Annotated in this window: 17 protein-coding genes; 10 read left to right on the plus strand and 7 right to left on the minus strand. The window is 54.2% G+C overall.

Annotation, left to right across the window (positions count from 1 at the left end):
• Positions 1-89 precede the first annotated feature (89 nt).
• The 3 genes from DYU11_RS05425 to DYU11_RS05435 all read left to right on the plus strand — a co-directional run bounded on the left by DYU11_RS05425 (position 90) and on the right by DYU11_RS05435 (position 3,957).
• The gene (locus tag DYU11_RS05425; protein WP_119666578.1) at positions 90-1,601 is read left to right on the plus strand and encodes an APC family permease; all 1,512 of its coding nucleotides are present in this window, start codon (positions 90-92) and stop codon (positions 1,599-1,601) included.
• Positions 1,602-1,727: 126 nt separating this feature from the next.
• The gene (locus DYU11_RS05430; protein ID WP_119666579.1) at positions 1,728-2,531 is read left to right on the plus strand and encodes a sulfite exporter TauE/SafE family protein; all 804 of its coding nucleotides are present in this window, start codon (positions 1,728-1,730) and stop codon (positions 2,529-2,531) included.
• A gap of 25 nt (positions 2,532-2,556) precedes the next feature.
• On the plus strand, positions 2,557-3,957 hold the full coding sequence (locus DYU11_RS05435) for an MBL fold metallo-hydrolase (protein WP_119666580.1): 1,401 nt from the start codon (positions 2,557-2,559) through the stop codon (positions 3,955-3,957).
• A gap of 36 nt (positions 3,958-3,993) precedes the next feature.
• Here DYU11_RS05435 and DYU11_RS05440 read toward each other — a convergent pair whose 3' ends face one another.
• On the minus strand, positions 3,994-4,353 hold the full coding sequence (locus DYU11_RS05440; protein WP_119666581.1) for a hypothetical protein: 360 nt from the start codon (positions 4,351-4,353) through the stop codon (positions 3,994-3,996).
• Between the two features lie 188 nt (positions 4,354-4,541).
• Positions 4,542-5,522: a pyruvate dehydrogenase complex E1 component subunit beta gene (locus tag DYU11_RS05445; protein WP_119666582.1), complete on the minus strand. Its 981-nt coding sequence runs from the start codon at positions 5,520-5,522 to the stop codon at positions 4,542-4,544.
• Positions 5,523-5,837: 315 nt separating this feature from the next.
• On the opposite strand from DYU11_RS05445, the gene DYU11_RS05450 reads away from it, so the two are divergent.
• Positions 5,838-8,282, plus strand: a complete 2,445-nt coding sequence (locus tag DYU11_RS05450) for a TonB-dependent receptor (RefSeq protein ID WP_119666583.1) — start codon at positions 5,838-5,840, stop codon at positions 8,280-8,282.
• A gap of 7 nt (positions 8,283-8,289) precedes the next feature.
• On the opposite strand, the gene DYU11_RS05455 is transcribed toward DYU11_RS05450, so the two are convergent.
• The 4 genes from DYU11_RS05455 to DYU11_RS05470 form a co-directional block, all read right to left on the minus strand.
• Entirely contained in the window at positions 8,290-9,234 is a 945-nt protein-coding gene (locus DYU11_RS05455) for a nucleoside hydrolase (protein ID WP_119666584.1), read from the minus strand.
• Positions 9,235-9,310: 76 nt separating this feature from the next.
• The gene (locus DYU11_RS05460; protein WP_119666585.1) at positions 9,311-10,294 is read right to left on the minus strand and encodes a phosphotransferase; all 984 of its coding nucleotides are present in this window, start codon (positions 10,292-10,294) and stop codon (positions 9,311-9,313) included.
• 77 nt (positions 10,295-10,371) lie between these two features.
• A complete protein-coding gene (porZ, locus tag DYU11_RS05465; protein ID WP_119666586.1) occupies positions 10,372-12,609 on the minus strand; it encodes a type IX secretion system anionic LPS delivery protein PorZ in 2,238 nt (745 codons plus the stop codon).
• 6 nt (positions 12,610-12,615) lie between these two features.
• Positions 12,616-13,242 (minus strand): thymidine kinase, encoded by a 627-nt coding sequence (locus DYU11_RS05470; protein WP_119666587.1) that lies wholly within the window; start codon positions 13,240-13,242, stop codon positions 12,616-12,618.
• A gap of 873 nt (positions 13,243-14,115) precedes the next feature.
• Here DYU11_RS05470 and DYU11_RS05475 point away from each other — a divergent pair.
• The 6 genes from DYU11_RS05475 (at position 14,116) to DYU11_RS05500 (ending at position 22,072) form a co-directional block, all read left to right on the plus strand.
• Positions 14,116-15,390 (plus strand): DUF8457 domain-containing protein, encoded by a 1,275-nt coding sequence (locus DYU11_RS05475; protein ID WP_119666588.1) that lies wholly within the window; start codon positions 14,116-14,118, stop codon positions 15,388-15,390.
• A gap of 132 nt (positions 15,391-15,522) precedes the next feature.
• Positions 15,523-17,610, plus strand: a complete 2,088-nt coding sequence (locus DYU11_RS05480) for a ComEA family DNA-binding protein (RefSeq protein WP_119666589.1) — start codon at positions 15,523-15,525, stop codon at positions 17,608-17,610.
• A 268-nt stretch (positions 17,611-17,878) separates the two neighbouring features.
• A complete protein-coding gene (locus tag DYU11_RS05485; protein ID WP_119666590.1) occupies positions 17,879-19,099 on the plus strand; it encodes a S8 family serine peptidase in 1,221 nt (406 codons plus the stop codon).
• A gap of 301 nt (positions 19,100-19,400) precedes the next feature.
• Positions 19,401-19,835 carry an ABA4-like family protein gene (locus DYU11_RS05490; protein WP_119666591.1) on the plus strand — a complete coding sequence of 145 codons (435 nt, stop codon included), beginning with the start codon at positions 19,401-19,403 and terminating at the stop codon, positions 19,833-19,835.
• Between the two features lie 123 nt (positions 19,836-19,958).
• Positions 19,959-21,455, plus strand: a complete 1,497-nt coding sequence (locus tag DYU11_RS05495; RefSeq protein ID WP_119666592.1) for a S41 family peptidase — start codon at positions 19,959-19,961, stop codon at positions 21,453-21,455.
• Between the two features lie 74 nt (positions 21,456-21,529).
• The gene (locus DYU11_RS05500; RefSeq protein ID WP_119666593.1) at positions 21,530-22,072 is read left to right on the plus strand and encodes a 3'-5' exonuclease; all 543 of its coding nucleotides are present in this window, start codon (positions 21,530-21,532) and stop codon (positions 22,070-22,072) included.
• On the opposite strand, the gene DYU11_RS05505 is transcribed toward DYU11_RS05500, so the two are convergent.
• On the minus strand, positions 22,060-25,320 hold the full coding sequence (locus tag DYU11_RS05505; RefSeq protein WP_229365701.1) for a sensor histidine kinase: 3,261 nt from the start codon (positions 25,318-25,320) through the stop codon (positions 22,060-22,062). The two genes, DYU11_RS05500 and DYU11_RS05505, sit on opposite strands and share 13 nt — an antisense overlap.
• Positions 25,321-25,478 lie beyond the last annotated feature (158 nt).

Raw genomic sequence — 25,478 nt, forward strand, 5'->3', positions numbered from 1 at the left:
CATTCGCTCATTAAATTTTGTATCTTTCCCAGCGTTTTACCTGAGAATCTTTTTCCGATCGGCATCCCAACCAAACTAAATTTTCCTGCATGGAAACCAGACTCAAACCAGTTGACACCAGCATCTGGCGCAAAAAGCCGCTCGCGGCCTATGAATCGGACGTTAAAAAAAGTGAGCTCAAACGCGTATTGACCCGCTGGGGTCTTACGTCGCTGGGTATTGGTGCCGTCATTGGGGGCGGTATCTTCGTTTTGACTGGCATTGCGGCCCACGACTGGGCCGGCCCGGCTTTGGCGCTTTCATTCGTTCTGGCCGGCATAGCCTGTACGTTCGCAGCCTTGTGCTACGCCGAATTTGCGTCGATCTTGCCCGTTGAAGGATCGGCCTACGCTTACTCATACGGTACGGTAGGCGAAATTTTTGCCTGGCTCATTGGCTGGAACCTTATTCTGGAGTACATGATGGGTGCCACCACCGTAGCCGTAAGCTGGTCGGGGTACTTTGAGAAGCTGATGCACCTCTTCGGCATCAACCCGCCACTTTACCTGATGAACGACCCTATTACGGCCCGCGAAAAAGCGGCAGCATTACGGGCTGCAGGTGAGGCCGTACCCGATTTCGCCTTTGCCGTCAATTTACCGGCTTTCCTGATCGTACTGGTAGTGACGTTTATCCTGGTCCGTGGCATTAAGGAAGCCGCCAGCACCAACAACCTGATTGTTATGATGAAGGTAACGGCAGTGATTTTCGTGATCATTGTCGGGGCCTTTTATGTCGACGTTGCCAACTGGACCCCCTTCATTCCGCAGCCGGTAACGGACAATGGAAATCAGGTTCACTACGGTTTCAGTGGTATCGTAACGGCCGCCAGTATCGTGTTCTTTGCCTACATCGGCTTTGACGCCGTATCAACCCAGGCCGGCGAAGCCATCAACCCTAAGAAAGACGTACCGTTTGCGATCATCGCGTCGCTGATTATCTGTACGCTGCTGTACATCCTGGTATCGCTCGTACTGACGGGTATGGTCCGCTACGACAGCCTTGACCTAAAAGCGCCGGTAGCGCAGGCCTTTGCCGATAAAGGACTGACGTGGGCGGTGTACATCATCACGATTGCGGCCATCGCCGGTCTGACTTCGGTTATGCTGGTGATGATGCTGGGCCAGACGCGGATCTTCCTCGGCATGGCTAAAGATGGTTTATTGCCCAGAAACCTGTTCGCGTCGATTCACCCGACGTTTAAAACGCCCTGGAAAAGTACGATTCTGGTTGGCCTGATTGTAGCAACCGTTGCAGCGCTGACTCCGATCGATAAAGTGTCGGAACTGTGCAGTTCAGGTACGCTGCTGGCCTTCGCCATGATCTGCGGGGCGGTCTGGCTGCTGCGCGTTCGCGAGCCACAGCTGGAGCGTCCGTATCGGACCCCTGCCCTGCCGGTTATCGCCACGCTCGGTATTCTCGCCAACCTGTATCTGATGTACAACCTGCGGACCGACACCAAGATTTCATTCGTCATCTGGTGTACCCTGGGTGTTATCGTGTACTTCGCTTACAGCCGCCGGCACAGCAATCTGAATAATCCGACTGATTACAACTCGTAACTGATAATTCCCGCGACGCGTAAAATCAAGCAAATATTTTTACCCAAAAAGGCCTCAGACTTAACATCTGGGGCCTTTTTGGTATCTCGGTGAACATGTTCCCCATCCGTTGTAGTTTTGTACTGGATGGAGACACAATACTCTATAGGCTATTCACTGGCAGTGGTGGTAGGGCTCGTCATTGGGCTCGCTGGTGGCGGAGGATCCATTCTGACGGTTCCGATCTTTGTCTACGCCTTTGGCATACCACCTATTCTGGCTACAACCTACTCTCTGTTCGTTGTAGGCACAACGTCGCTGGTTGGCTCGGTAAACCACATCTGGAAAAAACGGGTCGATCTTCGGATCACCGCGGCTTTTGCGTTGCCTTCGTTCGTGTCGGTTTACCTGAGTCGCCGGTTTCTGGTACCCGCCCTTCCCGATCCGTTGTTTCGCCTGAATGAGTTCATACTGCCTAAAAACGACGCCATTCTGTATTTTTTTACCATCGTGATGGTACTGGCAGCCCGGGCCATGATCCGTAATGACCAGCCCGAGCGGGGCGAAGCCGCCGACGGCCGCCCCCGATACGTATCGCTGGCTCTCGATGGACTGGCCGTAGGGTCGCTGACGGGAACCATTGGTGCCGGGGGCGGCTTCCTGATTGTGCCGATGCTGGTATTGCTGGCGGGGCTTCCCGTTCATCGCGCCGTGGCTACGTCCGTGCTGATTATCGCCGTTAATTCGTTTGTCGGGTTGCTGGGCGACATCCACCACACTGACCTTAACTGGAATTTTTTGCTGCCTTTTACGGGTTTATCCATCGTAGGCATCTTCGTTGGCATGTATCTGGCCCGCTTTATTGTTCCCGAACACCTGAAAAAAGGATTTGGCTGGTTCGTACTGGCGGTGGCCATTTATATACTGTCGAGGGAAATTTTACAGTATTGATAACAGCCTTAAAACTACCTTCCTCATGATCGTTGAACAACTGTATACGGGCTGCCTCGCACAGGGGGCTTATTACATCGAAAGTAACGGCGAAGCCGCCATCATTGACCCGCTCCGGGAAACCACGCCCTACATTCGGCGCGCCGAACAGAGTCAGGCCGTTATCAAATACGTGTTCGAAACGCACTTCCATGCCGATTTTGTGTCGGGCCACCTGGACCTGGCTCAAAAAACGGGGGCGACGATTGTATATGGCCCCAACGCCAACACGCACTACAACGTGCACCATGCCCACGATGGCGAACGCTTCCGGCTGGGGAACGTAACGATTAAGGTGCTTCATACGCCGGGCCATACGCTGGAGTCCACTACGTATCTGCTCATCGACGAGCAAGGCCGGGACCATGCGATCTTCACCGGTGATACGTTGTTTATCGGCGACGTTGGCCGCCCTGATCTGGCCATCAAAGGCGATCTGACCGAACATGACCTGGCCGGTATGCTATACGACAGCCTGCACACTAAAATCATGCCCCTGGCCGACGATGTTATTGTATACCCGGCACATGGCGCGGGTTCGGCCTGTGGTAAGAACATGAGCAAGGAAACCACCGATAAGCTCGGCAACCAGAAACGGTTCAACTACGCGCTTCGGGCCACCTCGAAAGAGCAGTTCATTGATCAGGTACTCGACGGCCTGACTACGGCTCCGGCGTATTTTGCCGAAAATGCCCGGCTTAACAAAGAAGGATACGAACCGCTCGAACGGGTAATGCAACGCGGTAGCCACGCCCTGTCGCCGGACGCTTTTGAGGCTGCCGTAAACGAAACGAGCGCGTTGGTACTCGACGTCCGGAGCGCCGGTGAGTTTGCCCGCGGATTCATACCTAATTCGATCAATATTGGCCTGGATGGGCAGTTTGCACCCTGGGTAGGCGCTTTGGTTCCCGATCTACGCCAGCCCATCGCCCTTGTTGCTCCCGCCGGGCAGGAAACAGAAACCATCCTCCGGCTGGCCCGGGTCGGCTATGACAATTGCATTGGCTACCTCGATGGGGGCATTGAGCGCTGGCAGCAGGCCGGCCGGGAGATTGATCAGATAGACTCGGTTTCGGCCGACGAGTTTGCGCATCGGTTACAGGCCAACCCGGACCTGACGATCGCCGATGTTCGGCGACCAGCCGAATATGCAGGCGAGCACATAGCGGGTGCCGAAAATATGCCGCTTGATACCCTCAATGATTTTATGGCCGGCCTGAATCGGAACGAACCGATTTACCTCCACTGCGCCGGTGGTTATCGATCGATGGTAGCCAGTTCTATTCTGAAAGCCCGTGGGTTCGAAAAAGTAATCAACATTGAAGGGGGCATTGCCGCGATCCGGAAAACTGGCCAGGTGTTTACATCGGAATCGTTTTCGCACTGATTCCCGGAGCGAATTTATTTAGCAGCGGCACTGGTGTCAGTGAACGGGATTATCGTCTATTTCCAGGCGCGGCAACGCTGGATTTAGTACCCGTGGCACAATTTTGATTCGAAAAACGCGCGTTCCGGCTACGTCAAAATCACAGCTATAGAAGCCGCGTTGCTTCACCCCCCGGTATACCGCCATGTAGTTCACTTTGGCCGGCCAGTTAGTCAGTGCCAGTTCGGCCGTGATCGCATCAACGGCTTTTCTCAGGTTTGAAAAGAAAATAATTGTGGGATCACGCTGCCGCAAAACGTTAAGCGACCCAACGTGCTGGACCGAAACTTCATAAATAATTCGGCTGGTTGTTTTAATGCCGCTAGCCTCTTTGGTCAGCTTTGCCTCTTTATCCACACTTGCTTAATTTTATGAAAAATAATTATTCTATTTTTCAAAGCCTAAACTAAAACCCGTCCTTAGGAGTTCTAGTATCATTAACACAGCAAAAACCCGGCCGTTTGTCGACCGGGTTTTTGCATTTTCCATCAATAAAGAAGCCGGAGCGATTGCCCCGGCTTCTTTATTTTCTGTACGGTTGCTTTCTACTTCTTGTACATCACGGCATCCACGGCCTGCAACGTCTTCTTTACGTTCGGCAGAATGGCTTCGATGAGCGTCGGTGCATACGGCAGGGGCAGGTCAAAGCTGTTTACCCGAACAACCGGTGCATCCAGGTAGTCAAACGCATTGCGCTGAATGTTATACGTCAGTTCTGACGATATGGCGGCCAGCGGCCAGGCCTCTTCAACAATGACGCAGCGATTTGTTTTCTTCACTGAGTTGATCACCGTTGGGTAATCAATCGGACGTACCGTGCGCAGATCGATTACTTCGGCCGATACGCCGTTCTTCGCCAGTTCCTCGGCAGCCTGGATTGCTACCTTCAGAATTTTGCCGAACGACACAATCGTTACGTCGTTACCTTCCCGAACGATGTTCGCCTGACCAATGGGAATCAGGTACTCTTCTTCCGGTACCTGGCCCTTGTCGCCGTACATCAACTCCGACTCCATGAAAATAACGGGGTCATCGTCGCGGATAGACGATTTCAGCAGTCCCTTGGCGTCGTAGGGGTTCGACGGAACAACTACTTTCAGACCGGGCGTATTCGCGAACCAGTTTTCAAAGTTTTGGGAGTGCTGCGACGACAGCATACCGGCATTTCCGGTCGGCCCGCGAAACACGATGGGGACTGAGTATTGACCGCCCGACATGGACATCATTTTGGCGGCCGAGTTGATAACCTGATCAATCGCTACCAGCGAAAAGTTGAAGGTCATAAACTCGATAATAGGGCGCAGGCCGTTCATGGCCGAACCAACACCAATACCGGCAAAGCCTAATTCAGCAATGGGCGTGTCAATAACCCGCTCCGGACCGAATTCATCAAGCATGCCCTGGCTCACTTTGTAAGCGCCGTTGTATTCGGCTACCTCTTCGCCCATCAGATACACCTTTGGGTCCCGGCGCATTTCTTCCGTCATGGCCTCCCGCAGGGCTTCGCGGAACTGTATTTCTCTCATGCTGAGTGCGTTAAGTTAGTTGTAGCTATTCTACGACCAGATGTCATGCGAATAACTAACGCGTTGGCTGAAAAACCGGTCAAAATTAGGTAAAAGTGGCTGATTCATCAAATGGCACGCTAAGTTGCCGACTGGCTGAATTCCTGTCCAATGCACACAAATTAAATACTGCCCTGAGCAACCTTATCGCCCCGTTTGTCATCATTTAGACGTGAGCGTTAGCAACCAGGCGGGCTGTTAAATTATCTTAAAGCCTGTCAGGGCTTCTGACCGCACTCTACTTTTGCTTCTACAACCGTTAGCCTTCCTTACTCAATGCGCTTTTTACTCATCGTTATGTTGTTGAGCTGGGCCGTTTTTGCGAACGCTCAGTCTTCGTCAAATCCGGGTAAAATCACCGGATCGCTGGTTGACTCGACGTCGACAAAAGCCGTACCCTACGCCACAGTCGCCTTGCTGGATGGCACCAGACTCATTACGGGCACCACTACCGACGGAGCGGGCGCGTTTGTCTTACCTAACGTACCGTTGGGCCGTTTCCAGCTTACGTTGTCGTTTGTCGGGTACCAGTCGAAAACCTTACCCGTCGTGCTTACCAAAGAGCAGCCCGCCCTTGATTTGGGTACACTGCAATTAGCCGTCGAGGGTAAAACGCTCGGTGAGGTTAACGTTACGGGCCAGAAAGCGCTGATTGAAGATAAAGGTGACCGAATGGTGTACAATGCAGAGAAAGACATTTCGAATGCGGGCGGCACCGCCGTCGACGTACTGCGTAAAGTACCCACGCTGACGGTCGATTTGAACGGCAATGTGTCGATGCGGGGCAACAGCAACCTGAAAGTGCTGATTAACGGCAAACCTTCGGCCATGATGGCCCGCAACCTCGCCGACGCCCTCCGGCAAATGCCCGCCAACACCATCAAATCCGTGGAAGTCATCACTAGTCCTGGTGCCAAATACGATGCCGAAGGAGCCGCCGGTGTGATCAACATCATCACCAAGAAGGCGCTGCAGGGATTTAATGGCTCGGTCAATGCTACGGCAGGTAATTTTAACAACTCGGTTGGTACGAACCTGAATCTGAAAAAGAAGAAATTCGGTGTTTCGCTATCGGCCAACGTTTACAATTACCGCAACATCAATGAGAGCATCGCCCGCCGAACCAGCCTGCAAAACGGCGTACCAGTCAGTTTTCTGACGCAGCAAAACCAAATGGACAACTGGGGCTTGGGCGGCTACGGCGAAATGAGCGCTGACTACGACTTCGACAGCACGAGCCGAATCAACTTTGCGGCCAACGTCTGGGGGGGCAACTTCCCCAACAACTCGGTGTCGACCGTTCGGCTAACCGATCCGTCCGGGCGCGAACTACAAGCGTTTCGCAATACTATTCAGTTTCGAAACCCCTATGGCAATGGCCAGTTGGACCTGGGCTACACCAAGACGTTCAAACGGCCAGCCGGCGTTTCGTCGGACAGGGAGTTCTCACTCCTGACGCAGTTCAGCCGAATGCCCGACAATTACTTCTACGATACCGACCGCTACTCGATTACGGGCGAACTACTACTATACCGCGAGCGCAGTAGCAACTACAGCCGTAACAAAGAATACACCGTACAGGCCGACTACACCCATCCGTTTGCCAGACGAGGCCCAAAAGACACGACCACGTTTACGCTGGAAATGGGAGCGAAAACCATCCTGCGCGACATAGGCAGCGAGTTTCGGGTGGACCAGTCAGCTGATGGGCGCGGGCCATTCGTACCGAACCCGGCGCTGTCGAATGATTTCGGCTACAGGCAGATTATCTACTCCGGCTACACGTCGCTGCGGATGGAAACCAAGCGTGGCTGGGGTGTGAACGCCGGTGCCCGACTCGAACACACGGACATTCAGGCCGACTTTATCACGACCCAAACCAGATTCGCGACTGACTACCGGAACCTGATTCCGAGCCTGACCCTATCGAAAAAAATCAAGCAGCAAACGCTCAAGATTAGCTATACGCAGCGCATCACGCGTCCGCTCATCTGGTTTTTGAATCCGTGGGTCAACGCGGCTGACCCGAAAAACATTAGCGTTGGTAACCCCTACCTGAACCCGGAATTGATGCACGCCACGGAGCTGTCGCATAGCGTCACGAACAAAAAAGGCCTGTCCATTAACTCAGCGTTGTATTGGCGGCAAACCGACAACGCCATTGAGTACTTGTCGACGGTCGATGCGGCCGGGGTTTCGACTAACAGTCCGCGGAACATCGCCCAGCGAAAAGCGTACGGCCTGAACATCAACCTGTCGGGGCAGCCGAATAAAGACTGGAACCTGAGCGGGGGCATCGACGGACGGTACGTATCGCTCAACAGTCCGGCGCTGCAACAAAGCAACAGCGGGTTCATCTGGAGCTTCAACGTGAATAGTACGTATAAACTGCCTAAGAATTACACGGTGCAGGTCAATGGTAACTACGGCACAGGCTGGGTATCGCTGCAGGGCAATTCGACGGGCTGGCTGTGGTACGGCATTTCGGCCAAACGGGAGTTCTGGGACAAGAAAGCCAGCCTGACGCTGGGCGTGAACAACCCGTTCGCCCGCGGATTTACCCAAATCAACCGGCAGGAAGCACCTACGTTCGTAGCCGAAAACCGCTGGTCGATTATCAACCGTTCGGCCCGGCTGACGTTCGAGTGGCGATTTGGGCAGATGACGGCCGGGGGCGGCAAGCAAAGCAAGAAAATCAGCAACGACGACCGGGGTCGTTAAGCGCCTGTTATCGGTTACGGGCCGAAGCCTGCCTCAGATCGTCTATAACAATTTCTTCAAAACCGGGTAACGTTTTATACGCGTAGGTAGCCCGCCAGGGGGTGTCGTGGAAGTCGTACGAAACTTCCAGATACGGCTTTTCGCTGTTAGCATCCGTATCGCTCGCTCGAACGTTGATTTGAACCGGTATGTCGTGGTAATACTTGAAATAATCCGGATGGGTCAGGTACCCAAGGGGCGTCGTATCCCAGGGAACGAACCCATCGACACCAAACAGCAACTCGTTGAACTGCTGCCACGGACGGAGCTGATCATATACCCACTTATCCGGCTCATTCGCGTTGTTCAGAAATTCAATGTCCGTTTTGCCCAGGAATAGATACACGCTGCATTCATAACCAGATAATACCATCTTCACGCCCGCGTCGAAGAGGATTCTGAACGATGCCGGGTCCATCTCGAAGTTGTAGTCCCCGACCGCCATTTTTTCCAGTCCTGGCTTGAAAGGCAAACCAGGCGTCCGACCCGCGCAGACAATCACTTCCTCAATCTGCGAAATCAGTTCCGGATGGTTCTGCACAACGGTGGCTACGTTTGTCAAGGGCCCGATAGCCAGGATTGGTAGCGTCTCGGTACGTAGCGCATCCGCCAGCGCCCGGGTGGCGTCGTTCTCGGTGCCAACGTCGTTCGCCGTATCGGAGCCGCGGTACACCGGAATATCGCGCCCTGTTTTGTTGTACCACGCCAACAGCTTTTGCGTCACCTCATAGCCGTAGTTGGCGTAAGTGACGGTGCTGATTCCAACCAGTTCAACCTGATCCGGATGCTGCAGCGCCATGATCAGCGCAATGGCGTCGTCTACTTCGCGGGGCGTCTGGTCTTTCATACCGATCATAATGTCGGTATCGAGCCAGATACGCCGGGGTTTAGGAGTTGTTGCGGGTAAAGTCATACAAATAAAACCAGTGGGCTACCGGTATTGATGTAACTACGTTTCGTTGAAATACTTTTTTTTGAAAAACCGGCGGTTAGCTCAGCAACGACCTGGCTTCTTCGAGCAGGCTCCGTTTCTGTTCCAGCGATAGGCGCAGCGGAAGCTGCGCCAGGCCAATAAGCCGACGCATGATTTCAACCCCGGTAAACCGACGTAGCAGGGCTTCGTCAAAACCGGCGGGCCGCTCGTACGTAGCCAGCACCGTATTCTGAATGGAAGCAGGCTGTTCGGCCATCATCAGGTGTGCCTGCATCACGCCCAGGTCAAACTCAGCCGGGCCATAGAAGCAAAACTCGGGGTCAATCACCTTTACCCCTGCGGTTGTTTGCAGCCAGCTTCCGGGGTAATAATCACCGTGGAGCAGAATCGGGCCATCGGCCAGGTAAAGTTCGCCCAGCGTGCGAACGATGTGTTTCAAGGCCGTATCCTGTTTATAAGGCATGGCCAACGCCTGCAAACCTGGCTGAATAGTGTCCAGATCGAAGCCGTTGTCTTCCAGAAACGGGTAGCTGAAAATATGCTCGTGGTTGAGCGACCGCATAGCCCGGTTGGCAAAGTCCGGGTTCGGTTCGGTGCTTCCAAACGCCTGGTGCAATTCGGACAGATACGCCGACAATGCAAGCGCATCATCCTCGCTCAGTTGCCGACCCGGTTGGTACAGAAACGTATAATCGCTCGACGTACCGAGGTCTTCAAGGACCAGAATGTTGTTTGCTTCGTCCATGCCCAGCAACTCGGGCATGTAAGCCGACAGCATCGGCACTTCTGACGCTTTCTGATAAAAGCGTCCTTCAATCACCGCCCGGCCGGCCGGTGCCGGAATGGTCGGGTATTTTTCAACGTAGGCACGGGCCTGCTTCACAATCAGCGTCCGGACCGGGGTAATGACCCGCAGGGTGTAATTCATGTTCCCCTCGCCGGGCTTTTCAAGACGGCTAATCAGTTCATCGGGATTAAGCCACCCCATCCGAAGCAGATAATCCTGCAGGGCTTCAGGGTCCTGTGCGTTTACAATCATGAGCTATTTCGATTCGAAAGATTGATAGGACGTAGTCGAACTCGGCCTCGGGTTAAAAGTATGGCGGATCCGTTTAGTCAGCGCACTACCGCCAGTTTCCCGGCAACGCCCTCTACCCCATCGCGGCCCACAACTATAACCAGATAAATGCCGGTCTGTGCCGAACGACCGCGATAATCGCGAAGATTCCAGGAAGCCGTACCGCCCTCGGACCGGGTTTCGTAGACCAGTTGCCCACCGGCATCAACTATTTTGACCGTTGCATTATCGGTCAGGCCATTGATGCCCACGGTTCCGCCGAAGTCCGGACGTACTGGATTAGGAAAAATAGTGAGGCCGCTCAGTTGCTCCGCCGGTTCTGTAGCCGTTCCCCGGTATGAAATTAGCCCCTGGTCTGTTGCCACAAACAATCCGCCCGACACCGGCTCGATGGCCAGCGCCCGGATGGCGTTTGACGGCAATGGACTCGTGGCCACGGTAAACGTTTCGAGCAGTTGGGATCCGTCGGGCGAGACGCGGTATAAGCCGTTCTGCGTACCAATCCATTTGCGGTTCCCTCCATCGACGACAAGGGACGTAATGGGTTCGTTCGCCAGTAACCGGCGACGATTCAATATGGGCGGGTTGGCGTCTACGCGCCCATCCAGTACGGCCGATGGGTTATCGAATACCGTAACGCCCAGATCAGTGCCTACCCAGATGGCCCCATCCCGGTCCTTGGCAATGCTCCGAACTCCGCTGCTTGGCAAATTACCCGTGCCGGGTCCGCTGTCGAGAAAGCGCGTACGATTGGTTGCCGGGTCGAACACCAGAATACCACTGAACGAACTCAGCCGCATCCAGACGTAGCCATTGTCGGCGACGACGACCTGCTCGATCAGCTGGCTACCGATGTTGAATGAGTTAAACTGGCCATCGGCCCGGCGTACGTGCAGCACATTCCGTAGGGTTGACGTCGCCGACGTAGTAATCCACAGGTCCCCGTTTACGTCGGCGCTCAGGCTGTTGATCGTGTTGCCGATACTGGCGGGAAGCGGTACGGGCGTGAGCGGCTCCCCTTCTGCCTGGCTCCACAGCCCCCGGCCATTGCTGCCAAAGTAGACCCGTTGTTCGGCCGGTATGTAAGCTGCGGAAGTAAAGCGGCTTGGAAAGCCGGAGATGGTAAGCCCCTGCCAGCGACCGTTCGCTACGCTGAACGCTTCGGCCGAAAAAACCTGGGTTGCTGATGGAAGCGCCACCAGTGTTTGAGGATAGGCATACAACCCCGCAAACTGGTCCTGCGACGGTCCCTCCGGTCCAATTGGGGTAAACGTACCATTTTGTCCGTCCAGCAATCCGTTCTGCAGATCGGCCACCCAAACGCGATTGGCGCCATCGGCTACGGCTTCGCGCGGAAAGGCCGACAGCAACGGACTTGTAAGGGTGGTCCCATTTAGTAGTCTGACTCCGTTGTCGGTTACCAGTAGTAAGCCATCCGGGCCGGCAAATTGCAGAATAGTCGTATCAGTCAACGCCTGGGTCAGCGTCCAGCGACCGGCCTGCCGTTCAAAAATTCCCTGCTGACTGGCCGTGGCGAATAAACGCCCCTGGTTTGACACAATGGATAGCGTCAAGGGCCCCGGCCGGGGTATGGAACGCCAGTTTGCCGGATCGGCCAGATTAACCGCAGGAGCCAGCCGGACCGCCCGCATCCCCAGGTCGCTGGTACCACCTCCCGGCAGGCCAACCAACGCATACAGGCTGTCGGTTGTCGCGGCTGTCTGGTAGATGGGTTCCGGCTGCCCGTTGGCCGTGCGGCTGAAATACGTATCCCGGATTTCGTCGCGGGTCAGGTCGAGCACAACAACGCCGAAATCTGTGCTGAGGTAGGCCGTATTCCCCACCCGATTGATGTGATTGATTGACCGGGCAGTGGGCAGCTGTTGCGCCACGGCGATGGTATTGACATTTTTTACGTCGCCCGGCTCCCCCGTTTCCGACAAACTAAGGAAATCGAGGTTGCCGTTTCGGTAAGCAATCAGTAAGCGTTGCTGCTCGTTGAGATAGATGATTCGACTGATGCCAACGTCGCTCAGGCCGCTTTGCTTGGTCAGAGTGGTGGCCCCACCAGACGCTTTATCGTAGTAAAAGAACCCATTCAGACTGGCCGCATACACCTTCCCCCCGACGATCGCCACCGACTGAGCGGAGCGGTAGCTGACGTGCGTCTGCCAGGTGCCAATCTGGGCCAGCGACACCGTATGAACAATAAACGATAGTAGTGCGCCCAACCAACCCGCCCGTCTGCTTATCACCAAAGCGCCGTTATCGTTCATCCGTCATCATTCATTATTGACATCTTCGTAGGCCCATTCCTTGCGTCCGGCCTGGTCGCCGAGGTTAAAACAGCGTCGGCAGCGCGCTTCGTAACTATCGGTTTCACCCAACAGCACCCGCTCCTGGGAGGGCACGAGCCGGTAGGAATACTGAGCAATATCGCCACAAACAACACAGATGGCGTGAACCTTGGTTACGTACTCGGCGATGGCCATCAGCTGGGGCATGCACCCAAACGGCTGCCCGGCAAAATCCATATCCAGCCCTGCCACAATAACCCGCTGGCCCTGGATAGCCAGGGTATTACAGACGGCGATGATGTCTTTATCAAAGAACTGGGCTTCATCAATACCCACAACGTCGCAATTACCCGCGAGCTGAAGAATCTGACCGGCCGTCTGTACAGGGATTGACTCAATAGAAAGCGCACTGTGCGACACGATATCGGCTTCATGGTAGCGGGTATCGAGGGCAGGCTTGAAAATCCGGACATTCAGTTTGGCAATCCTGGCCCGATTAAGCCGCCGGATCAGTTCCTCCGTTTTACCGGAAAACATGGAACCGCAGATGGCCTCAATCCAGCCGGTACGGAGGTGAGGTGGGTCGCGTCGCCGAGTAGGTTCAATAAACATACGGTGTCGTGTTAGAAGGACTGACCGGCCAGTCGCAGGAGCCGATTCAAGCCTTCCGGATGTGATTTTGAGGTAGACAGCCCTGTAGTTCCTGGCCTGGCGGCTCTTGAAAACAAGTACGATCCACGAAACATCTATTTACAAAAGTAAAAACCCTGCTGAAGATTCGGCACGGCCAGAGTAGGTAAAGTCGTAAAATTTAGGAGCGGGTTGGGGCGGGGCGGAACCTAGCCTATCTAAAACTGAGCGGTTTGACATTGATTCCGGTACTACGTTTATCCTGCGTCAACCGGTTGGCGGGCACCGAATCTAAGAAACGAAATCCATTAAAAAGCCTGACATCATGGATATCAGGCTTTCTGACATTACATCCACACTAACAAGAACCTTTGGAAGGCGCATGTCGTGTGGGTGCAATATCGGTTAATAAATTTTTAGTACGGTTTCTTAGTTACTAATTGGTCATGAAATTGCTGCAAAAGTTTATAGTAACGATAAAACAGTATCTGTTTACTTGGATAATCCGGAATAGTGTTGTGGAGTATATCATATCGGCTACAACTCATCTGGTACACTTCGTGAGCTTGCTGCTATCAGGGTATTAAGCCGCCAGCGGTGAACGTATCAGCCCGTAACTTTGAGGGCGAAGCAGCGGTTTGTTCGGGCGGGTAGACCCCGGCCACCGGCGGTAGCTGCAATACAAACCAGATAACTAAGTGCCATTAAGGACAACAGTGGGACAATATTTGTGATTACTACCGAATAAACGTAGTTTTCAGCAATGAATTAGTGGCTGAAAATTTGCGGTGGCCAATAAACAATCCATAGTCAGAAACATCTAAGACAGTAGATAGGTAATAAAGGCTTTTCCCAATGTCGAACAAGTTCAACGCTAACGCACTTACCGAGTACAGCAAGTCGTACGCCCGCCGGGTGGCCGCCGATTTTTTTCAGCACCACCCAACGATCAGCGGTCAGCAAATTCTGAAACTAACGCCCATTAGCCAGATTAATTTGTTCGTCATCAGTACGTTGTCCGACAAGTGGAAGTCTGACGCGGAGAAGTTTCGCAGTCCCTATTTTGACTACACCAATGCGGATGTGCAGGAAGCCCTGCAAAATTTCATGAATGTGGTCTCACAGCATATTTCGGTACGTCGGGAGCACCTTGAACCCCTGCTGACTGAAGCAACGCGCCGGACGATCATCATGATTTTTGATCCCCGTCACTACTTCGACGAAGTACTGCGCAGCCAGCCGGACTTTACCCTTACCGCCGATGCACTTAAACAAATTACCCGGTATACCCACATCAACAAGTACATTCCGGCTCATATCGCCCAGCGGATGAACGACAAACCGTTCGTGTACGTCAACCAGGCGCTGAACTATCTGGACGAAGCGCTCACCCAGCGCGGCCATGAACTGGAGCGGTATGATAAGTTCGTAGCCCTGTTTTCAGAGAAAGTACCAATGGACGTAGCGGCCCTGCTGCGCAGCCATGTTCCTGATGATATTCCGGCCGCGCCGAATCGGTCGTTTTTTGATACGGCCATTGAGCCGACCGTTCCCCCGGCACCGCTGGTACCAACGGAGCCTATAGCTACTGCGCCGGTTGAGAGAGAGGAGCCCGCGGAACCGGCCGAATTTGTGCCGGTAACCAGCGAAGCCGAAGAAGCCACTATTGGTGGCGGTGGCCCAAAGTTTCTGAACGGCGGAGCCGGTCCGGAACCGGTTGCGCCCATCAGCCAGCCGAGCCCCATGCCCGCCGGTGCCATCAGCCAGCCAACCTCGACCGAAAGTACGCCGGTTATTGCAACAACCGAGTCGGCACCTACGCTCAACGACCGGCTGCGCGAAGCCGCGGCTTCGGCGGCTCAGGCAACCGTTGGCGAGTCGTTCAACCGGGCACCGATTGAAAGCATTGCGCGGAGCATCTCCCTCAATCAGAAGTTCCGGTTCATCAACCACCTGTTCAACAACAGTCCGAGCGCCTACAACCAGGCCATCGAGGAACTGGACAAAATGAACAACTACGGCCAGGCTCTCGACCTGATTTCGTATCGCTATGCGTCGCAGTACTTATGGGATATGAGCAGCGATGAGGTAAGCGAACTGGTCGAAATCCTGAAACGCCGGTTTGCCTGAGAACATACGCCAGGGATTAAAAGGTGATAAAGCCGGGGGTTTCCTCCGGCTCTCTTATTTTCTTTGCTTCTGTAAAGACTGCCGGATAAAGCGCCCCGGACTTTTGGCGTTACCGTAACTTGACAGAACATCTTGCGATTTGTTTACCTCCTGCTGGCGGCTGGATGCCTGCTGGTTGTTCCTGTTTGCGCCCAAACCCAGTCCCCCCATCGCGATGTCGACCTAAACCGGTTTCTTCAGGACCTGTTTCCGGTTCAAACGGAGGGCATCGATTACCAGTCAGTTTTTGACGCCCTGGCCCAACTGCATACAAATCCGCTCGATCTGAACACCGCTACCCGCGATGAACTCGCGGCCATGTATCTGCTTTCGGAACGGCAACTCAATAACCTGCTTACGTACCGAGCGGACAATGGCAATCTACTGTCTGTGAATGAACTTCAGTCTATTCCCGACTTCGACCTGCCGACCATCCGGCGCCTGTTACCGTTCGTGATCGTTGCAGACAATGCCCGGCTACTGGGCGGTTTGCCGACCCCAACGGACAACTACCTGATTGTCCGCTACGAGCAGATTCTCGAAGAACAGAAAGGATTTTCTGACGCTACGCCCGACAAGAACGGGAAATTGCCAACCCGGTACGTAGGCGGCTCCGGGCAATGGTACGCCCGGTACCGCTATAGTCGGCCGCGGGCATTCAGCCTGGGCCTGACGCTGGAAAAAGACCCCGGCGAAGTACTGAGCTGGCAACCATCGGCCGCGCGGTACGGGGCCGACTACGTATCGTTTCATGCGCAGGTGCAAAACCGCGGTCGATGGCGTAACCTGCTGCTGGGCGACTATCAGGTGCAGACCGGGCAGGGTCTGGTGCTGTCGGCCGGATTTGTGCTGGGCAAAAGCGCCGAAGCCATTCAGACCGTCCGGCGACCAACACTCGGGGCGCGGCCCTACACCTCGCTCACCGAATACGGCTACCTCCGGGGCGCCACGGCAACCTATGCCCTGCACCCAGCCTTCGACCTGACGATTCTGACGGCCCGGAATCGCCGGGATGCCAACACAGCCACCGGAAAAGGTGATGAAGGTACGATCGCTACGTCGCTGCTGACCTCGGGCCTGCACCGTACTTCGTCTGAACTGGACGACCACGCAAGTCTGCTCGAAACCAACCTCGGCGGGCATTTGCTGTACCACAACCGCCACCAGATTCAACTGGGTCTGACGGTCCTGCACACCATGTTCGACAAGACGTACCGCAAGCGCGATTTACCGTATAACCAGTTTGAGTTTACCGGCAAGCAAAACTTTGTCGTTGGCTTACACGGGGGTTACGTCTGGCATAACCTGAATCTTTTTGCCGAGGTGGCCCGTAGTGCCGGCTCGCAGACCAATAGCGGAGGCATGGGGGGAGTGGCCGGCGTGTTGGCCAGCCTGACCCGCCGGCTGGATCTTTCGGTGGTGCTGCGCCATTACGATCGAAACTTCCACAGCTTCTACGGCAACGGATTTAGCGAAGGAAGCCGAACCATCAACGAATCCGGCGCATACACTGGCATCAAGTATAGCGTGTATCGGCGCTTAACCGTTGGTGGCTTTCTCGACATTTATCGTTTTCCGTGGCTGAAATACCTCGTCGATAAGCCATCGCGTGGGTTTGATTACATCCTTCAGTCAACCTATACCCCAAACCGTCAGACAACGTTCTACGCCGTATACCACGAAGAGCACAAACAGAAAAACCGCCCCGGCAGCAAAACCTCCCCTAAAGAAGTCGTCGGCACTACGCGCCGGAGCATCGCACTGAACGCGGAGTATAGTCCATGGCACAGTGTTACATTACGGTCAAGAGCGCAGGTAGGTAGTTTTGCCTACAGGAGACAGGCAGCGTCTACGGGATTTACTCTGGTACAGGATATTACGGTCGAGCGGGGTCGTTTAAGCCTGAGTGGCCGCCTTGCCCTGTTTGGCACCGATAGTTATGATAGCCGTCAGTACGTATACGAGCGCGATGTACTCTATGCATTTTCCTTTCCGGCTTATTTTAACCGGGGCATCCGGCACTATGTCTTGGCTCAGTACACCCTGAACCGGCATCTGGATATCTGGGTACGCTGGGCCAGAACTGATCTGACCAATCAGGAAACGGTTGGCTCCGACCTCGACCAGATCAATGCGCCCCATAAGTCGGAGGTGAAAGTGCAGGCGCGATGGCGTTTCTGATCAACCAGCCGTACCAGGATAACGCTTCGGATACCCGCTTACGACGTTGGTTGACCAATAGCTTTTATAGACATTTTTTTGTTCATTCTTTTTCTAAATAAGTAACTGATTCTTAGTTAATATTTGAGAAACCTGTGAATATGTTAATAAAAAAGGGGTAGTAAAAATTTACTATTTTTCATATTTTATTTTGTACAAATCATTTTAATTTCTAATTTTCAGACGAGGCCTCACACAAGTCAAAGCAAACTTTACCTTCTAAACTTTTATGTCACACTTCTCAAAAAGTGCCTTAGTAGGCCTATGCCTGCCCCTTTTGCTGGCCTCCTGTCAAATCAATGAACCTGAGGCTGTTAGTACAAACACATCGGTGCCTAATGACCTCGTGCGGTATAGCGGAGATGGATCGGCCCGGGCATCAGCAGACGAAGAACTGTACATTGTTACGCTGAAAGAAGACGCATCGCTGGCTAACCTGCTCCCCGAACAGTCGGCTGCGTATGAAACCCGGCTTGTTGGCATGCGTGGTCTGATCGGGCGGCTGGCCGGATCCGACATTGCCCAGCGTGCCAAGCAAGTCTACGTATCGGCGCTGAAAGGATTTGCCGTTTCATTAACTCCCAAAGAAGTGGCGATTCTGCAAAGGCTGCCGTTCGTCGAATCGGTAGAACCGGATCAGACGATTCAGCTCCGGCTGCCGGGCGGTGGCGTAACGGCGCAGGCCCAGACAACTCCCTGGGGTATTACCCGCATCGGTGGAGCCGTTAACTACACCGGTTCAAACGTAGCCTGGGTAATTGATACCGGTATTGATCTGGATCACCCAGACCTGAACGTTAGCCAGACGCGCGGCCGAAGCTTCATCTCAACGGAACCAACGCCCGACGATCTGAATGGCCACGGTACCCACGTTGCCGGTACAATTGCGGCCCGTAACAACACAGTGGGTGTTGTGGGGGTAGCAGCCGGTGCCACAGTGGTTCCGATAAAGGTTTTATCGGGCAGCGGCAGCGGGTCTAACGCTGGGGTTATTGCGGGCGTCGACTACGTAGCGGCCAACGGCCGGGCGGGCGACGTAGCCAACATGAGTTTGGGTGGCGGCATCTCGTCGGCGCTGGACAATGCGGTTGTGAATGCGTCCAACAAAGGCATCTACTTTGCGCTGGCGGCTGGCAACGAGTCGCGGAACGCGAACAACTCATCGCCGGGGCGGGTAAACGGCTCCCGGATCTATACCGTATCGGCGTTTGATTCGAACAACCGGTTTGCCAGCTTTTCGAACTACGGCAATCCCCCGATCGACATCTCGGCGCCGGGCGTGAGCATCCAGTCTACGTATAAGAACGGGTCCTACGCTACCCTTAGCGGTACATCAATGGCTACTCCTCACGTAGCGGGAATTCTGCTGGTCAACGCCGGCCGTTTGTACTACAACGGTACGGTGACGGGTGATCCGGACGGTAACCCTGACCGCCGGGCGGTTCGCTAGACTGGTTTTCAATACTATTGCAACACGCCATGCTCTGAGAGTATGGCGTGTTTTTTTATGTGAATAGAATGTTTGGAAACCTCGGACCATTGAAACCGCTAAGGCGCGACCGATGAGTTGGAACGTAAGCAGAAGCTTAGCCCGATCGGTTTGGTCTGGCTATCAACCAGAGTTTAAGTTATCCACAATCAGGTGTGGATAACTACCGGTAATGTGAGAAACCAGCATTTTAGGTCATTGCACTGACCTTTTTGGGGTTATGCCTATTTTTTGTTTAGCTTCACTGGTAAACCACCCCGCCATGACCCCCGAAACCGCCTTTCAGTACGCCAACCTGCTGGTGCTGCCTCAATGGATACTGATGATTGTAGCCCCTCAATGGCGCATGACCCAGATCCTGGCCCGAATGTTGCCAATTCCAATGATTCTGGCCGGCATGTACCTCTACTGGCTTTTCAATATTCCATCGACCGGCAATGGTCCGGCACTGGACTTTCAGGCGTTTTCTACGCTGGCTGGCGTACAGTCGCTTTTCACCGGCCAGAAAGAGGCTGTGCTGGCCGGATGGATTCATTATCTGGCTTTTGATTTGGTGGCGGGCAGCTATGTCCTGCGGGATGGGCAGACCCGGGGCATTCACCATGGCTGGCTCGTACCATGTCTGCTTTTGTGTTTTATGCTGGGTCCGAGCGGTTTACTTTTATACGGACTAATTCGTTTAGCTCTGCCAAATTAGGAAGAGACAAAATTTTGATGAGCCAGTAAACAATTTCTATTGAAATTTGTTTCGCCATTTTTTAACTTCACGGTTCAACATGACCACGTCGACAGACCTGGTGTTTTACCGTGACTTTACGCAATGAAATTTGGCCATCTGGTGTTTCTGGCAGGACTGTGGATTGGGCTGGCCCATACGTCAACTGCACAAACGATTACCCCTAAGGAAGCCCGCGAAGATTTCAACTACCTTAAGCGCAAGCTCGACCTTCTTCATCCTGGTGTTGGGTACTACACCCCCAAACCGCGCATGGAGCAATTGTATGACTCGCTGTACAACAGCCTGACGGCTCCGATGGACTACCTCACGTTTTTTCGGCACGTCAGTCCGCTCGTTGCTGCCATCAAGGATGGGCATACCAACCTGAACCACCGGAAAAATTACATCGGAAAATCAACCCGGTTCATTCCGTTTTACATCCGTCAGGTCGGCACCAGCGACGATTACTTTATCACCCACAATGTGTCTTCCGATACGTCGCTTCGGCGGGGTACGGAACTGCTGACGATCAATGGGCGAACGGTGGCCAGTTTACATCAGGAGTTGATGGAAAACGATCGCTCCGGCTCAGACGGCGACAACCTGACTGGCCGGCGGCAGTGGAGCATGGTGCAATTTGCCGATTATTACGCAGCGTGGTTTGGCTCTGCCGATTCAGTTTCCATTTCTTACCGGCTACCCGCTGACACAATCATCCGCTACACTCGGGTGCGTTGTCCGTCACTCGATGGCTTCCGGTCACGTTTCCGCAGGCGATACTCCCATGAAATCGACACCCGGCCAAACCTGTCGGTCCGGATGGTTGATACGTTGACCCAAACGGCCGTACTGCGCATTTCATCGTTCATGGGACTCAAAAAAACGGATCCGTTCCAGTGGTCATTTAACCGGCGGCTGAAACAGGCGTTTGAGCAAATCCGTGGGCAGAACGTACAGAACCTGATCGTCGATATGCAGGGCAATGGCGGGGGGCTCGTGCTGAACTCAGCCCAGTTGCTCCGGTACTGGATGCCCGGTTCGTTCACGATCATGCAGCGGGAGCAAATGAAGAAAGCCGCCCGTGCCGAACTGGTAACTCGCTGGAACCCGTTCTCGGCGCTGAATTTTAGTTTACGTTACAAGCCCGATGGAAGCGGTGGGTTCGCCAGCCGGTCGTCACGGCACCGGTATAAGCCACATAAACAGCAGTTCAAAGGAAACCTGTATTTTCTGGTCAATGGCGCTTCGTTTTCGGCTACGACATCCGTCATGGCCAAGACGCTCGATGCCAACATGGGCACATACATCGGCGAAGCCAGCGGAAGCGCTTACTGGGGTGATTTTGCCGGTCATTTTAAGATGGTAACCCTGCCCAACTCCCGCATTCAGGTCCGGATTCCGTTGAAAAAACTGGTGCATGATGTTGATGCCGACCGCGCCAATGGTTTTACGGTAGAGCCGGATTTTATGGTCAAGCGGACGTACGAGGACCTGTTGCTGAATCGCGACTACATCCTTGATTATACCCTGCGACTCATCCGGCAGGGGGTCGTCGCCCGTCGGCCGATGGAACTGCGGCCGCTTCAGGCTTCCCGCTAACAGGCTGTTGAAAAGGTGGAGCAGACGTACTGCTCCACTCAACGGCGAGCGTATATTTTTCGTATCTTTAAGGCGTGTATTGTATCGTTGACGTCGAAACCACCGGGGGCGTAAAAGGCCCTACCCGCCTGACCGAGATTGCCATCTTCCGACATGATGGCCGACAGATTGTCGACACCTTTCATTCCCTCCTGAACCCCGGCCAGCCGATTCCTCCGTTCATCAGCCGCCTGACGGGCATAACCGACGAGATGGTTCAGTACGAACCGACCTTTGACGACGTTGCCAATGAGGTCATGAGTATTACTGAGGATGCGATCTTCGTGGCTCACAACGTCGGCTTTGATTTCAATTTCATCCGGAAAGAGCTGAACTGGCTGGGATGCGACTACTTCCGGCGAACACTCTGCACCGTACGGCTAAGCCGGAAGCTGTTTCCGGGCCTGCCCTCCTACAGTCTGGGAAATCTGTGCCAATCCCTCGATATTCCGCTCAATGACCGCCACCGGGCGCAGGGCGATGCAGCCGCGACGGTTCGGCTTTTTGAGAAAATGCTCCTGAATGACCCGGCTGGGCTAATTCCCCGTGTCGGGCTGCTATCGGCTCACTGCGGCTGAGACAACGGCTCGGATTTGTTGGGCGGACGTCGGTAGGTGCGGTTAATCGGAATTTCGATGGTGATGCGGATACCGCGGCCGGGCTGTGTCTGCCAGTCGGCCCGACCATTCAGAATAGCCACCCGCGATTCGATGTTGCCGATGCCGAGTCCGGAGCCTGCCTGCCGGGACTTCGTGTAATCAAAACCCTGCCCGTTGTCAGAATAGATCAGCACCAAGCGATCCGGAAACCCTTGAATGGACAAGTCGATCCGGCTGGCGTTGGCATGTTTGAGAGAATTGTTCACCAGCTCCTGCGTAATCCGGTACAACATCACTTCCATGCCGGCAGGCAAACGGTTGCCCAACAGACTGTCGGCCTGGCCATCGGCCTCGGGGGTATCGGCGCCCGGCGCATTGGTCAGCTCCAGGTATGCATTGAGCGTGCCCGTGCTGGTTGCATTGATGCGATTGAACAACTCTTCTACGGCCGCTACGTAGCCATACTGCTCCAGCGTTTGTGGGTTCAGTTTTCGGAGGAGATTCCGAACATCACTAATCGTATCGCCGATCAGCCCAAATATATTTTCCTTGAGCGAACGCACTTCGGCGGTTTCATCGACGAACTGAGCCAGCCGGGTCGTGTAGAGCTTCAGGGTAGCTAATCGAGTGCCGATTTCGTCATGCAGATCACGGGCGATATCCTTTTTGACCTGTTCCTGAATGTCGTAGGCAAGCCGGAGCCGGTCAGCCTGCTGGTGCCGGATGGCGTTTTCGCGCCGACGAATCCAGGCGAAAACCAGCAGGCCAATGGTCAGCACCACGAGCAGCATGAACGACAACGTTTGCCAGAACGGAGGCCGGATGTGAATAATCAGTTGACGAACCTGACTACCCCAGTGGCCATCCCGACCGGCAGCTTTGACCTGAAAAACGTAGCGGTCGGGGGGCAGGTTTGCGTACCGGACGTAGTTGCGTTCACCAGCCGACACCCATTGGGCATCGTAGCCGGTAAGCTGATACTGGTACGTGTTGTATCCATTGCTGAAATAATCGAGTGCGGCAAATTCGAGCGAGACCGTGTTCTGATCATAGCTCAGGTCGATTTCGCTCGTTTCGTCGACGTAGTGTTCCGTTTCGAAGGGCTCTTCGTTTATGCGAAGGTTATAGATATGCACTCTGGGGTTAAATGAACTGGCCCGATACTGATCCGGATGGAACCGGTTGAAGCCATTGACACCCCCAAAGAAAAACTCGCCGTTAACCGTCCGGCAAAAGGCATTCCCGTTGAATTCGTACCCCTGCAGCCCGTCGCTGAGCGTAAAGTTCTTGAACGTCCTGGTCGATGGATCGAACCGCGATATGCCCCGGTTGGTACTCATCCATACGTTTCGCCCGCTATCGGAAAGGGTACCGTAAACGAACGCGTTGGCCAGCCCCTGCTGAACAGTGTACAAAGCGGTGCGGGCCGTAACCGTATCAAACGTAGCGACGCCCCGATCGGTAGCTAACCACAGTTTAGGTTGATGAGCATCCTGCCGGATGTGCAGCACCGTGCATCCGTTCAGGCCGGCATACACCCGACGCCATGCGCTGGGCCGATCAGCCGATGGCAGCTGGTAGCACACAAACCCCTTCAGATACGTACCGACCCAAAGCCGTTGGGTTCGTGTATCAAACCACAAACTGAATATGTTCACCCCGGGCAACACCGGCAATACGGACCACGTACGCTGACGGGTGTTCAGAGCGTACAGGCCATCTTCGGTCGCGGCTACCAGGGTGCTGTCGTTTACATTGACTAGGTTGCGGACGTAGTTGGAAGTAACGAGGCTGGAGGAAGACGAGAACAGCACTGGCTCGAACGTTTCGGTTTCGGGGCGGAACAGCAGCACCCCGCCTAAGGAGCCAACCCAGATGCGCTGCTGCGAATCGCGGTACAAACACTTGACCAGATTGTGCATGGGCAGCTTACTACGTCGTTCAATTTCCTGAATGCCGTTGATCAGATAACGCCTGACAACCCGGTTTGTAGCCAGATCCAGTACGTTAATACCATCTTCGGTTGCCACCCATAATCGGCCGGGCCGCTCTTCCAGAAAACCCCGGATTGAATAATGACTCAGGCGCTGATCGTCGGGCAGTTCGGCGGTCGTCTGGCGTTTGCTAAAGCCGCCGAACACAAACGCATCCGGTACGATACGAGCCAGCCCATCGGGGTCGGCATTCGCCCAGATTACGCCCAGATTATCAACGTATACTTTGCTTACTTCAAAATCGTTCAACCGCCTGAAATCGTTGGTGAATGTATTGACCTGCCCGAACGTTTGCAGGCGTTTATTGAAGTATAGCACCCCGTCGCGCTGGGTTCCGAGCCAAAGCCGCCCACGCTGATCGGCCGCGATACTATAGATAGGGCTCAGGGCCATACTGCCCATTGTCTCGTACGTCTGGTACGTATTGCGCCGGTAATCGAATCGGATCAGGCCCGAACTGGAGCCAATCCAGACGATGTTATCGGTATCGACGTAAAACGAAAAAACGGCTCTTGCCGGTCCGGTCTGGTCGTCAGGCTGCCCGCTGAAATAGTGGTGTAAGGTCCGGTCGCGCAGGTTATACCGCATCAGGCCCTTGGGCGCATGCAGCCAGACGTCGCCGGTTGGCGTCCGGACGGTAGAGCTTTGCAGGTCATATTCTTTGGTTGGATGAAGCGATGGATTAAGTATCGTTTTCTGACCGGTGTGATAATTAAGCCGAACCAGTCCCTCGGCATCATTGAGGTAAAGCAGCTCGGTTTTATCAACATAAAACGGTAGTGTCCGGCTCAGCACCGGTTTCCGGCTACGCACCTGTTCGCCCGGCTTCACCGGTTGCGTGGCGTAATAACAGGTAAATCGGTCGCGCTGCCGGTCGTACCGATTCAGGCCGGCTTCGGTACCAACCCAAAGATTACCGTCGGGGTCTTCGATGATACCAAAAATATTGACGCCCTGAATGTGGCCGGGTTCACTCGACGACGGCCGGAAGGTTCGGAAACGATGGCCGTCGTAGCGGTTGAGGCCATCCTGCGTACCAAACCAGAGGAAGCTCCGGCTGTCCTTGAGCATGTAATACACCGATCCCTGGGTCAACCCATCGTTCACGCCGATATGATCGACACGTAGCGTCGGGCCAGTCTGCGACCATCCGGGTAGCGCCAGCGCCCCCAACAAGCCAATCAGGCAGCGGATGATCAGATACCGATACTGGATCATTCGGACGTGAGCCAATCAGATGAGATACTTGTCAATGAGTTATCTAGTTATAAAAATTTCAACAAATTAGAATGACCCATCCTAATTATTCGTCCCTTTTCGGCAAAGCCATTGCACTACCCCGCCAAAACCCTGAACTTTATCTAATTATACGGTTTTTTTAAAGATGGAAC

The organism is Fibrisoma montanum, assembly GCF_003583365.1.
In the GTDB taxonomy this organism is placed as follows: Bacteria; Bacteroidota; Bacteroidia; order Cytophagales; family Spirosomataceae; genus Fibrisoma; species Fibrisoma montanum.